At 38.5% G+C, this 14,097-nt stretch carries 8 protein-coding genes; all 8 read right to left on the bottom strand.

Annotation, left to right across the window (positions count from 1 at the left end; translation table 11 throughout):
• Nucleotides 1-3,011: glycoside hydrolase family 76 protein (locus CTER_RS28090; protein ID WP_004631189.1), on the bottom strand; the 3,011-nt coding region annotated here is incomplete at its 3' end.
• 165 nt (nt 3,012-3,176) lie between these two features.
• Nucleotides 3,177-4,865, bottom strand: a complete 1,689-nt coding sequence (locus CTER_RS26135; protein ID WP_004631179.1) for a glycoside hydrolase family 13 protein — start codon at nt 4,863-4,865, stop codon at nt 3,177-3,179.
• A 112-nt stretch (nt 4,866-4,977) separates the two neighbouring features.
• Nucleotides 4,978-6,294 (bottom strand): ABC transporter substrate-binding protein, encoded by a 1,317-nt coding sequence (locus CTER_RS26140; RefSeq protein WP_004631201.1) that lies wholly within the window; start codon nt 6,292-6,294, stop codon nt 4,978-4,980.
• 157 nt (nt 6,295-6,451) lie between these two features.
• Nucleotides 6,452-8,059, bottom strand: coding sequence for a response regulator transcription factor (locus CTER_RS26145; RefSeq protein ID WP_004631183.1), 1,608 nt, complete (start codon nt 8,057-8,059; stop codon nt 6,452-6,454).
• A gap of 77 nt (nt 8,060-8,136) precedes the next feature.
• The gene (locus CTER_RS26150; protein WP_004631172.1) at nt 8,137-9,969 is read right to left on the bottom strand and encodes a sensor histidine kinase; all 1,833 of its coding nucleotides are present in this window, start codon (nt 9,967-9,969) and stop codon (nt 8,137-8,139) included.
• Nucleotides 9,970-10,230: 261 nt separating this feature from the next.
• Nucleotides 10,231-11,061: a carbohydrate ABC transporter permease gene (locus tag CTER_RS26155; RefSeq protein ID WP_004631152.1), complete on the bottom strand. Its 831-nt coding sequence runs from the start codon at nt 11,059-11,061 to the stop codon at nt 10,231-10,233.
• On the bottom strand, nt 11,061-11,939 hold the full coding sequence (locus tag CTER_RS26160) for a carbohydrate ABC transporter permease (RefSeq protein ID WP_004631060.1): 879 nt from the start codon (nt 11,937-11,939) through the stop codon (nt 11,061-11,063). Before CTER_RS26160 ends, CTER_RS26155 begins: the two co-directional genes overlap by 1 nt.
• 569 nt (nt 11,940-12,508) lie before the next feature.
• The gene (locus CTER_RS26165) at nt 12,509-14,014 is read right to left on the bottom strand and encodes a GH39 family glycosyl hydrolase (protein ID WP_004631072.1); all 1,506 of its coding nucleotides are present in this window, start codon (nt 14,012-14,014) and stop codon (nt 12,509-12,511) included.
• Between the last annotated feature and the right edge of the window lie 83 nt (nt 14,015-14,097).

The following is a 14,097-nucleotide window of genomic DNA, read 5'->3' on the forward strand; positions in this document are numbered from 1 at the left end:
CTTGCACCGTCTGTGGCACTTGACAGCGTTACTGTCTGCACCGAAGTATAAATTCCTCCCTCAGGTGAAGCTGCCGGTGCTTGGACCTGCAGTGGCCTGACCTGCAAACCGTTTATTGCGGCATTCAGGTTATTGAGAGCCGCAGTTACCTCTTCCTGTGTTGAACCCTTGTTGTCACTGACACTTACCGCTGCATTTAATGCGGTTTGCAATAAGGACCAGGATTCTGGGGTATAATCATCTTCTGCCAGAGCTTGCACTTCACTGATTTTGGGTATTAGCTCTGTCTTATCTGCCGGAATAATTATGTAATCTATGTTGGCGGCAACATCACCTGAATCAAATTGGAATTTGATACTTGCCCCGGCAGGGATATCAACATTAAAGGTTTTTTCAGCGTATTTGCCTGCGCCGTTCCAGCCTCCCGTATTTGTGAAGGTCACATCCTGATTGTCGACTCCGTTGATATATAGGCTAAGCTTCGGATTGCTTTTACCTGAAGCATACCCTATTATTATATTGTTTGTCGGTGCACATTTTATAAGTTCGAATGCCGCTCCGGCATGGTCTATGCTTCCGGCTATAAAGCCGCCTGATGCATAAGCATCCTCTTGTTTATACGCAGTTCCATACATCTTCCCGATTTCAGCCTCTATTTTCCCGGAATAGTTCCCAGGATACAGTTGTAATCCATCTATCACAGCTTGTAAATTGCTTAATGCCAAATCTGCCTCTTGCTGGGTAGGAATTGCTGCAGTAACATCTGTTGCTGTAGTTATTGCCGCTTGCAGGGTTTTCCACGCTGCTGCGGTATATTCCTGCTCAACAAGCTCTTTTGCATCATTAATCTTCTCTGTAAGTGCTGAAATATCAGTACTTGTTAAACCGATATAATCTATGTTTGCGGCAACATCTCCTGAATCATATTGGAATTTTATGGTTGCACCTTCTGGAATTACTACGTCAAAGGTCTTTTGTGCAAAGCTACCGCCCCATCCTCCGGTTTTGGTAAAGGTCAGATCCTGACTGTCTACTCCGTTGATATAGAAACTGAGCTTTGGATTGTCCAGGCCGGATGCATAAGCTACTATCAGCTTGGTTGCCGCACCGCAATTTTTCAGTTCAAAGGCCGCACCAATATGGTCTATACTTCCAACCATAAATCCTCCGGATGCCCCGGAGTCTGCCTGACTGTATGCAGTTCCATACTTTTTGCCTTTTTCGGCTTCCACTTTTCCGAAATACCGAACAGTTACCAGGCTGTCCACTACTGCTTTAAGAGCATCGACTGCCGTATCCACCTCAGCTTGTACGGTATCTGCCCTGTTATAAACCTCAAGTGCGGCATCTATGGCCGGTTGCAGTAAATCCCAGGTTTCGGGAGTATAATCGTTTTGTGAAAGACTCATTGCGCTGTTTATGGTTTCTGCAAGAATTGATTTATCTGCTTCCGCATCTGATATAAACCTTATATAGTCAATATTTGCGGCGGCACATCCATCATCATATTGAATTTTAACAGTTGCTCCTTCCGGAATACTTACATCGAATATTTTTTCAGCATATGTACCATCCCAGCTTCCTGTCTTATCAAAGTTCAAATCCTGACTGTATACTCCGTTTATATACAGGTTGAGCTTTGGATTGTCCAATCCCGAACAGTAACCCACTGCTAATTTCTGTGCTGCAGCACAGTTCTTAAACTCAATTGCAGATGCCGAGGTAGTTTCAGTTGCTGCGTGATCTATACTTCCCGCAACATATCCGCCTGAAGCAGCATGGTCAGCCTGTTTATATGCAGTTCCATATTTAACACCGCTTTCAGCCTCAACTTTTCCGGATAAATACCCGGGCTGTGATGCCAACAGGCTGTAACACATAAGGGTAAGTCCTGTAGCATTTGCCGTCGGTCTTACAGTTGTGCCGTCATATGGCGTATTCCAATAGGGAGCTGTGAGGTCGTCTCCGCTTCTGTTATTATAAGCGGCCTGAGCATTTTTTGTTAACCAGTCGGTATACTGTGTCTGTCCGCCAAGGGTGATGAGCTTGTATATTCCGCGCATCAAAATGCCCCTGAATACAATCTCATAGCTGTTGGTTGGATCCGGCATGTAAAGTCCGCTGCCACCCACATCATCTTCATACACTACGATTTGGTCAGCTCCCGTTGTAAAGCGTTTTTTTGCGAAATCAGCCGCCTTGCAGGCGTCTGCTATATAGCTGTTATCTTTGGTAAGGTCATACAGGTATGACGCAAGTTCAATGAATATTCCGGCGTTATAGGTGTAAAGATTATCATCCCAGCCAAGCTTACCTGTTGTTATTGAGTTTTCTATACCTCCATCGGGGCGCATAAAACTTGCCTTTACCCAGTTGTATATGTCAATAGCCGCTTCCTTATAAGTTCTGGAGACACCGTCTGCATCAGTGACCTTTTCATCAGGATAGTACTTTGCCAGCTGGGCAGCAACAATAGCCCATCCGTTGGTGGGCACATCCTTCTGATTCTGCACACTGCGTTCACGCCACATTCCGCCGCCCCAGGTGTCATCTACGCTTGTTTTATAAAAGAAGTCAAAGTGCCATTTGGCCTGATCCAGCATATGCTGGTCGCCGGTTATGGCATATGCAGACATTGTAAACTGCGACTGCCATGAGTAATCATCATTCCAGTCACCTTCACTTGCTATCCATGATTGCGGATTTCCATATTTATTTGCCGTGTGGTTATCCTCAAACCAATAAAATGTTTCGCTTATTTTATCCTTGTTCTTGCCCGTCAAATTATAGTATGCGCAGAGCAATTCACGGGAATAGGCGGCTTCCCAGAAATGGGAAGTATAGATATCGCCGCTTCTATAATGTGTGTTCAAGAAAGCGTCCATGCATCTTTCTACATCCGGCTGGTTAAAAGAATAAGCAGCCATTGTGGTGACTGGAAGGCTTAAGCTGAGGATACATGCGGCCAATATTACCGCCAGCAGCTTAATAACGCCTTTCTTTTTTAACATAGATATTTCCTCCTTTGACAATTTGATTTGATACTTTGATTTACCATTGTCTGTGCAACAATGCAGTCTGATATTTCGATCGTATTATGTAAATATAATGTTACATTTATTGTTTATAAAAATTAATGTAATTTTGTAGACACTCAAAGGTAAAAATGTGATATTTTATTGCAGTCTGTAAACTCTGGCTTCGTAGGGCATTAATACAAAGTCCCCGGCCATGCTTACATCAAATGAATCGTAATTCGCCAAAAGCAATTGGGCTTCCTGATATTTTGGAACAGCTTTTATATCAAATTGTGATGATTCCTTTGAAAAATTCATTATTATTAACACACAGTCACCCTCCAACTGCCGGATATATGAAATTATTCTGTTGCTGTCTTCAAGTAACGGAATGTATTGGCCGTAAATCAATACAGGATTTTCCTTTCTGAGTTTTATAAGCTTTCTGTAAAAATTTAAAACGGAATTTTCATCCTTTACTTCATTTTCAACATTGATATACCGGTGGTTGGAATTTACTTTTATCCATGGAGCCGCTGAAGTAAAACCGGCATTTTTACTGCCGTCCCACTGCATTGGAGTGCGTGCGTTGTCCCTTCCTCTTCTGTGGATCAGCCGCATTATCTCCCTTTCATCTTTTTGCCTTTCAAAGACCATTTCCCTGTAGAAGTTCAAGGTTTCTATATCCCTGTAGTCATCAATTGATTTGAAGGCTGCATTTGTCATACCTATTTCCTCACCCTGGTAGATATACGGAGTGCCTTCAAGGGTATGAGTCAGGGTGGCCAGCATTTTAGCACATTTTTCTCTGTAAAGCCCATCATCTCCAAACCGGGACACTGCTCTGGGATTGTCATGATTGTTCAGGAACAGGCTGTTCCACCCCTTCCCGTGCAGCACTTTCTGCCATTTTGACAAAATTTCTTTAAAATCGGTTAATTTCCAGTCAACAACATCCCACTTTCCGCCTTTACCCGTATCTATTCCCATTAATTCAAACTGGAATATCATATTCAGCTCATTTCTTGACCCATCAGTATATAAAAGACCTGTCTCGGCGGTAACATTAACTGTTTCCCCGACTGTCATGCAATCATACCTGCTCAATACCGTTTTGTTCATCTCTTGCAGTATTTCATGAATTCCGGGCTGATTGGCATATAGATCCTCATCAAAAACATATTTATCTGTTGTTGAAACAGCCCTTTCAGAGTTTCTCAAACCCTCGGGTTTACTCAGCAGATTAATGACATCCATCCTGAATCCGTCTATACCCTTATCCAGCCACCAGGTCATCATATTAAATATTTCTTCTTTTACTTCCGGATTCAACCAATTTAAATCCGGTTGTTTCCTTGAAAACAAATGAAGGTAATATTCATCCGTCGTTTTGTCATATTCCCATGCAGAGCCTCCAAAATACGATTTCCAATTGTTTGGTTCACTTCCGTCCCTACCCTGTCTCCAGATATAATAATCCCGTTTGTCACTGCCGGTGCCTGCTCTTGATTCAACAAACCATTTATGCTCATCAGAGGTATGATTTATTACCAGATCCATAATAATTTTCATATCCCTTTTATGGACTTCTGAAAATAAAGTTTCCAAATCCTCCAATGTTCCAAGTTCCTTCATAACTCCATAATAATTTGAAATATCGTATCCATTATCATCATTTGGGGATTCATAAACAGGACAAAGCCATATTACATCAATCCCCAGATATTTCAAATAATCCAGCTTGCGGATGATACCCTTCAAATCACCTATTCCATCGCCATTCGAATCATAAAAACTTCTGGTATAAATCTGATATACAATTGCCTCTTTCCACCATTTTTCACTCACAGTTTTGTCCCCCAATACCGGTAAAACTTTTCCAAGAAAAACATACATCCAGAGAGTAGTCTACCCCTGGATGTATTAAAGAAAATTCTCTTTGCCTTAAGGCCAATGAGTATTACTTTGCTGCACCTAATTTAACCCATGCTTTCTGTATCTCGTCTATAGCCTGTTCCTTTGTTTTTGCCTTTTCTATGTATGATTGCATTATTTCGCCAAACTTCTGATGGAAACTGTCAAGAGAATAGTTGACAGGTGCACCCGACGAGGGGGTAGTCTTTGTCAATTCAGCAAATGCCTTTGGCAGCTTCATGTCAGGTGCCGCAATATCCTTAACCGGTCCTATAACCTTGGCAACTCCGCCAAACCAGTTCTTTCCGTAATCAGATGTATATAACCAGTTAAGAAGATTCTTTGCATCTGTTAATACCTTTGAATCTTTATTTACTCTTAAACATTGTGCCGAACCTGCACATACATTTGCCTTGCCGGCATCCTCGCTTACAGGATACAACATCACTCCGAAATCAAAGTCCGGAGTTATCTTTGTAACACCTGATTCAATCCATTGACCCTGACCGGTGATCATTGCAGCCTTGCCATTTGCGAAAGTACCAACCTGAGCATTGAAATCACTTTCCAGAGGCTTTGGAGTACCATATTTTACTGTCATATCTATGAAATTAAAATAATTCATCAGGGTCGGATGCTCTTCAAACTTTGTAGTTCCGGCAATGAAGTCATCTACCAGTTTTGCAGAATCAGAGCTTTCTCCGGCAATAAAATGCTGGAATATGTGCTTTTGAACCCACCACTCCTTATATCCGTTTGAAAATGGAGTGATGCCCTTTGCAGTCAGCTTCTGGCAAACAGCCTCCAATTCACTGAGGGTTTTTGGTAATTCAGTTATTCCTGCTTCCGCAAACAACTTCTTGTTATAGATTAAGGGAAAGGTATCCATTACCAGCGGAGCTCCCATTAATTTGCCGTCATAGGTCATGTCTTTCTTTACTCCATCCAGCATGACACCTGCCAGGGGCTCATTTGTCAAATCTGCCGAGTATTCTGCATATGCTTTTAACTCTCCGCCTGCTGTTGTCATAAAAATGTCAGGAATTGTTCCGGCTGCAATTTTGGATTTTAAGACAGTTGGGTAATCTGCCTGCATTACCTGAAGATCTATAGTTACATTGGGAGCTACCTTTTTATACTCACTTACATATGCATTATATGCATCAGTATATTCTGCCTGACTTTGCAGAATAGATATTGTTACCGGTTCAGCCTCCTTTGATTCCGCAGCTGCTGTCGATACAGCCGATTGTGATGTCTGTGCAGCTTCAGATGTACCGGAAGGTGTGGATGAACTGCCGCAGCCACTGGACATTCCGGCCAGCACCGCCAGGCATACACCCAAACTTAATATTTTTTTCATCTTTGATTTCCTCCTTATAAAATGTAATTTGGTATAGTTACATATTAGCGAGATATCCGTATGTATAAAATATATATAAGTGATATTTTAGTGGTAAAAATGTGTACAATGTATTCTACCCTCTATTGACAATGCACAATATGTTTTTGAGAGGGTATTATCCAATTAAAGTATTTCTATAGTCAGAAGGAGATATTTTGAAAAAATTCCTGAAGGCCTTGCTAAAATAGTTATTGTCACTGTAGCCTAACATCTGGGCTATACTTTGAATCTTTATATTGGGATCTGCTATAAGTTCCCGGGCTTTTTCCATTCTTACCCTGAGTACATATTCGTATATTCCGCAGCCAAATTCATTTTTAAATAATTTCATCAAATACTCCCTGCTTAAAAAGTACTTGTCGGTAAAAAGAGAAATTTTTATGTCCTGATAATAATTATTGTCGATATACTCCTTAATCTCATAAATATTGAGATTGTCATTTTTGATCTGCTTCCTTGCCAGATTGTAAAATAATTCTGTTATATCAAGCAAATACTTTTTAAACTGTTCAAAATTGCAGACAGTTTTTGAAAGGTTTTGAAAGTAGGATAAGAGTTCGTTTGCTTCAAACCCCTTGACCATTGAAAAATTGTTTAATAAAAGCAGGAGTTCATCAAATATCCTGTTTGCATCTCTCAGACTGAGATATCCGGCTTGTTCTATCCTGTCGGCAAGTTCATTGACTATTCCCTTGGTATATGACAGGCTTCCGCCTTCAATTGCGTTAAAAATAAGATCCTTTTTCCCCAGCAGGGATACATTTTTTGTGTTTGCGTTTTCAGGCACAACATTTGAACCGCTTTCAATTTTATTTAAAATATTGAAACCATTTATACTTTTTTCTGCCTCTAAAAACGATTCCTTTAATGAATCTATTCCTTCAAAAAAGCCGCCGACACCTGCTATAATTACTAATTCAAATAATTCCTTAAGCTTTTTCCTGGACTTTTGTATCAAATGAAGATAATTGCTGCTCAGTTTTTCATTACAGTTATTCTCTATGGAAATTATTGCTATAATCTCGTTTTCAGCCTTGGGATTTATCAGATTGAAACATTCAACCTCATCATTAAACAGCTCATTAATGGCATTTGAAACAGCAAACTGCGCAAATCCGGTATCTCCGAAGTACTTCTCACTGACTTCCTCATAATTCATTATTCTGAAAATCACTATGGAATAATATTTTTTTCTGTTTCCGTCATCTATGATTTCCTTGTATATTTCACTCATCTGCCGGCTGATGCTGCCTTCAATGGCAGTAAGATAGACCTTTTCCTTTAAACTGGGCAGGGATAAATTCAGCAGGATATTTTTATCTATATACTGACTCTGCATTTTTCTTTTATTTGAAATAACATCAACAGCTTTTGCCAGTGCACCGTTGAGCTCATTTCTTTTAATGGGCTTTAACAGATAATCGATAACTTTGGAGTGTAGAGCCTGACGTGTATACTCGTAATTGTCATAGCCGCTGATGACAATAACAGCCAGGTCAGGATACCGGCTCTGAACCATACGGAGTAAATCCATACCATCCATTCCCGGCATTTTCATATCAACCAAAATAATATCCGGCCTTTTTTCTTCTATAAGTCTTACTCCATTTTTTCCATCCCATGCCTCAAAAACCTCATAAATATTTACACTATTCCAGTCAGCCAAAATCTTTATTGCTTCTCTTGCCGGTTCTTCATCATCAATAATTAAAACTTTATACATACTAATGCCCTTGCCCGGCATTTTTCAATCTTCATGACAAAAATGGCACGGGCTCGGTACCTCCTTGATACAATATTTTAATTATATTTCTCAACCTTATTTCCACCGTCCGGTATAATAAAGCTTATTGTAGTTCCCGTACCGTCAGATTCGATATACAAGCTGGACTTTTCCTTATATAGCAGGTGCAGCCGGGTATCAAGATTTTTTAAACCGATTGCTTTATTCTCATTCTGCCCATTTTCACTGTCCATATAGAATCTGATTTGCTTAAATCTTTCAGGCGATATTCCCGGTCCATTGTCACTGACCGAAATCAGTATATCATTACCTTCCAAATATGCTTTAATTATTATAGCTACTGATGTAAAGCTTTTTTCCAGCACGTGCTTTATGGAATTTTCAACAAGAATTTGTATGGATATCTTTGGTATGAGAACATCCAATACATTATCATCCATTTCATAGGTTACCGTCAGCCTGTTTCCGAATCTGGCCTTTTGAATAATAAGATAATCATCTATATATTTAATTTCATTTTCAAGTCTGACAAGGTTTTTTCCGTTTATGGTATATCTGAAAGTTGAAGCAAGAGCATCTACCATATCGCTTATATGAAAGGCTTCTATTTTTAAAGCAGTGGTTGATATGGCCTGCAGCGCATTGTATAAAAAATGAGGATTGAGTTCTGCTTCCAATGCTTTCAAAATAGCATTCTTTTCTTCAATCTTCGTTTTGTATTCCTCATTAATTAAATCATTAATTTTGGCTACCATCAGATTGAATTGTATTGTCAGTTCCGCAATTTCATCATTGCCTTCAACCTTTGCCTCCAGGTCAAATCTACCCTCGCTGAAGCTATGCATTTTTTTAGTAAGCTTTTTAACCGGCTTGGTTATTGCATTGGCTGACAGGACCACCAATATAACCGAGATAACCAGAATTATACAGCCTACAAATGTTCCCAACGACCTGTTTGTCTGTGCCGCACTGTATATTTTTTTATATGGAATGAGTTTAACCAGCCTGAATTTCATGCTGTCCGAAGCGTTGTAAATTGTCAGGTAACTCTTATCCTCACTTTTCCAGTCAAACATATTTGTACCCTGTTTTTGAAGTCTGGCTTTAAAATCCGGCTGGTTAAAGTATTTATAGTTGTCTTTATTATTGGAATAAAAGGTACTGCCATCTTCGCCCATGAATATAAGCTGCTCCCCGTCTGTAAGAGAAGTATTCCTTATTATTTCATTCCAGATACTGTAATTGCAAAAGAAGGATAATACGGCATATGGCTTTTTGTCTACAATATTTTTAATTGCTCTATGATATGCAAAAAAACATTTTTCCTGATTAATTGAATAAGTTCTTTTTTTTGCCATAAAAAGAGATTCAATATAAACATTGTTCTTGCTTTTTATAGTCCTGATATACCAGTCTTCGTTGGGAACATCAGTATTATAAGCTTTTCTGACCTTTAAAACCATTCCGTCCCCTCTCGTTATGTAATAGTAACAATTCTGCTCAACTATATACAGGCAAATACCTTCAAAATCATTACGGGAATAAAACATACTTCGGATATAGTCTTCCAAATAGACTTCTGCCGATAATTCATCCGTTACCCCTAACAGGGCATTCATAATATTGTCATACTTTATATTCGGCAGGGACACCTGGTTAATATCATTGAAATAGCTCTCAATATTCTTGTTAATCAATGTTAGATTGTCTCTGTTCCCATCAATAATATTCTTAACCGATTCTTTTTCTATTATTTTATAGGAAACAAAAGTCAATGAAATTATTGTAAGTATAATTATTGCAGAAAAAAGAAGTACCAGCTTGTTGGCAAGCTTTTTGAAAAACAAGCATTTTATTTTATTCAATACTATATAAACTATATTTTTCATATTAGTTTACATCCCTCTTTGTCAACACTGACAAAATACTACCCTCTATTGACAATGTATTGTACATTGTTAATAGAGGGTAGAGTCATTGCAGTTAAAACTACGACTGAAACCTTTATGTTTTAACCGTAACGACTCTATAAAATTAAACATCATTCTACATATTTCCCTTAAATAATACGATATTTCGACAAATTATTCAACTTCAATATCTATCCGTATGGTATTCTGCCATTGAAGTCAGAAGTGGTCAGAAGTTACCTATCCCTTGACTGCACCGGCTGTAACACCTTTAACAATATTTTTCTGCATTAATATAAAGAATAAAATTGATGGTATCACAGCAAGAACAATAGCCGTCATTGTATACTGCCAATCGGTTACATACTGTCCAATGAAGGTATATGCAGCAAGTGTCAGGGTTTTTGACTCCTTTGTCCCGTTAAGGAATATCAGCGGCAAAAGGAAGTCATTCCATACCCACATTACGTCTATGATAATAATTGTACTTGTAATAGGCTTCAGCAATGGGAATATTACGGAATAAAACATCCTTAGCGTTGATGCTCCGTCAACTACGGCACTTTCATCAATTTCTCTCGGAATGCTTTTAACAAAACCATGGTACATAAATATTGCGGTAGGTGCCGCAAAACCCCAGTATAGTGTACCTAATCCCCAGATATTATTCGGTAATTTAATAATATTTAAAAACTTTATCAATGTAATCATAATTGTCTGAAAAGGAATCAGCATTGGCGAAATACAAAAAATATATATCACCCAGCTCAATCTGGTCTTTGTTCTGGACAGCATAAATCCGGCAAGAGAGCTGAAAAGGATTATCCCTAAAATGGCCAAACCGGTCACTATAGTATTGTTCAAGAATAATTTGGGGTAGTTGATATTATTCCAAACGTAAGAATAATTTTCAAAATGCAGAATTGCAGGAAATGCTGTAACGTCTGTCATCACTTCTTTAAAACTCTTCAAGGAATTCAGCAATACCAAAAATATAGGGTATAAAAATAATATTACAGCCGCCAGCAGAACCAGTTCCATAACTATTAAGCTCTTTTTACTTTTATTCATTATATTTCAACCTCCCTGCTCTTGAAGAATGTAACCTGTACAAGCGTTATAACCAGTATGGCTATAAAAAGAACAAGTGCTTTTGCAGTTCCATAGCCATAGGTGTTATTCTGAAAGGCTTCCTTATAAATATCATATGTAATACTTGTAGTAGCTCCCCCAGGTCCGCCATTGGTCAATGAAACAATAACATCAAATACCTTGATGGAATTTGTCAATGCCAAAAATACGCATGAAGTTATAGAGGGCATTAAAAGAGGAATAGTCACACTGAAAAACCTCCTTATGCTGCCTGCCCCGTCAACAATTGCCGCCTCAATCAGTTCATAGGGAATAGACTGCAGACCTGCAATATATATAACAATATAGAACCCTATAGACTGCCATATGGAAACGAATAATATCGACCAAAAGGCCAGCTTTGCGTTACCAAGCCAACTCCATGAAAACATGTCCCAATTCGTAATTTCTCCAAGACTCTGGAAGCCTTGAATAAATATAAATCTCCATATGAAGCCTACAATTACCAGGCTTAAAATATAGGGAATAAAAAATCCCGCACGGAGAATGTTTGTGCTATGCAGCTTCTTGTCAAGCATCACAGCTATCAATACAGCCAGAACGTTAATTATAAGGATAAACAATACCGAGAACTTTATGGTAAATACGGCCGAGGATTTAAATGCAGTGTCTTCAGTAAATATTAATTTAAAGTTTTCTGCTCCGACAAACCTGGCTGCTTTGCTAATACCGTTCCATTCAGTAAACGAATAAGCCATACTCATAACAAAAGGAATATATACTACAAATGAAATGAGAACCACCACCGGTAATACATATATAAGATACTCAAATTTACCTATGCCTTTTTTAAACATACGTACCTCCACTTTCTTAATTTAACTCGTTATTTAACTCGTTGTGCCGGTTATTCCATATTTGCTTTACCAGTTGATTTCAATAAATCTATCTGTAAAGCAAAACACAATTTCAATTAGCAACACGTTAATTTATATTTATTATCCAATATGGATGAGATATGGAGAATGTATATTCGTAACATGGTATAGGTAAAAAAGTGTACACTTTTTACTGCAGGAAATGGGACTTTCCTTTTCAAATCCTGTGTATAGGAATTTACTGTTTGGAATTTTCTAGTGCGTACGCTCAAAAAGCCGGGAGCTTTTGGCGGCCTTCTTTTTGTATACAGTTTGAACCATGGGTTTAAATTCACAACCGAATTATAGTATGTCCTTGTCTAATATTCTTTGAACATTTTGTTTCCTATGGAGTATTCGATGAATTTCCACCGTCTCATTCGATTCATTTACTACATAAAAAGCGATAAAAGCGGCATTATCTTCTGTTGGGTAATGCCGCTCTTATCGCTTCGGAACCTCCAATTATTATTTGTCTCATAACTAACCTCTATCTAACATAAGCCAAATCAATAGACCTTACTTAATTCTATTAAAACAACTCCATGAGGTTTTATAGTTATATCCCTTTCATATGCGTCGGTATTTTCCAAATAACATATACTTCCTTTTGGCTTCATATTTGCTTTAAGGACTGCTAGATCGTCGGTGTCAGGGTTTTCCGTTGTACCATTTGCTACCCAGCTGTCAAAAACAGAGCCATTTTCACGGTCATTTACATAAGTTACAGCTTTATATCTTCCCTCCAAATTCTCTATTACAATCTGTAAATTTTCATCCTCTTTATTTTCAAATACAGAATACCTGTCGTAATCAGACAAACCCGTACGAACTCCATCTGAAAAAGCATGATTAAAGTGGCAGTAATTCCACATTAATATTTGAATTTTATCTTCTTTTCGTGTGACTATATAATTTTTGCCGCTATAAAGCTTTTCACAGCCAAGCCTGGATAAAAACCAATATCCATTGTAAGACGGTTTTTCAAGTCCCTGGGCATTTATTAACCCAAAGCCTCCATGAAAAATGGACCTGCCGGCGCCTCTTTCTTCAAAGATATCTGTAAATGCCCAAAAACCAAGTGAATCTGCCAAACCCAGGCACTTAATATTGTTCTGTATGATAAATGGAGCCATGTACATGGTATCGTGTATCAGATCTCTATCATTTGGAGAAGCATTCCACTCAGTTATATGTACTTCAGTGTCAATGTAACCGCAGTTGTTCATTATATCTTTGAGCCATATCAAGCTGTTGTATGTACCGTTTTCATCCCTGTAACCCTCACGTTGATTTCCATCAGAGCCAATTGGATAAGTATTTGGATATGGATGAGTAGAAACAAAATCTACCGGTACGCTATTGCTTGTGCAATAATTGAGGAAATCTTCAACCCATGGAGGGCTTCCGTCTATCGAGCCAGAAGATGCAGGACCGCCAACTTTCATATCAGTATCTATTTGCTTTATAGTCTCGGCTGTAACCTTGTATAATTTAAAATACTCTTCCTGGGTTCCAGACCAGAAAAGATTTAAATTAGGTTCATTCCACACTTCAAAATACCAACTTAAAACTTCCTTTTTTCCATACCTGTTTATACAGTGTTTTACAAATGTTCCAACCAGCATGGACCATTTTTCATAATCCTTCGGAGGTGTAATATTCCCCTTCCACCAAAATACGGTTTTATCCCCGCTTCGCAAATCATATGGTGTGAAGCTAAGCTCCATAATCGGACGGAGGTTAACACTATGCAGGAAATCCAGTAAGGAATCTATATACTGCCAGTTATACACAGGCTTTCCGTTTTCATCCTCATGGTAGACCATCATATCTTTATGAAAAACACCGTGGAAACGTATATATTCAAAGCCTATCTCCTGCTGTATTTTTGATAGCTGTTCACGCCATTCCGCTCTTAAGCCCTCGTTTGCTCTGCCCGCTGTTATAAGCTTTTTCCATATAGGCTTAAACAGCTCACCCTTATGTTGTAAATCAATTTTTATTTCTTCCATGCTTTTCAGCCTCCTATACATTATCCGCTATCGTTTATCAAAGCCTTAGATTGAGGCATTATAGTAACTTTTTTGCAATCCAG

It is taken from the genome of Ruminiclostridium cellobioparum subsp. termitidis CT1112, from assembly GCF_000350485.1.
Lineage (GTDB): Bacteria > Bacillota > Clostridia > Acetivibrionales > DSM-1351 > Ruminiclostridium > Ruminiclostridium termitidis.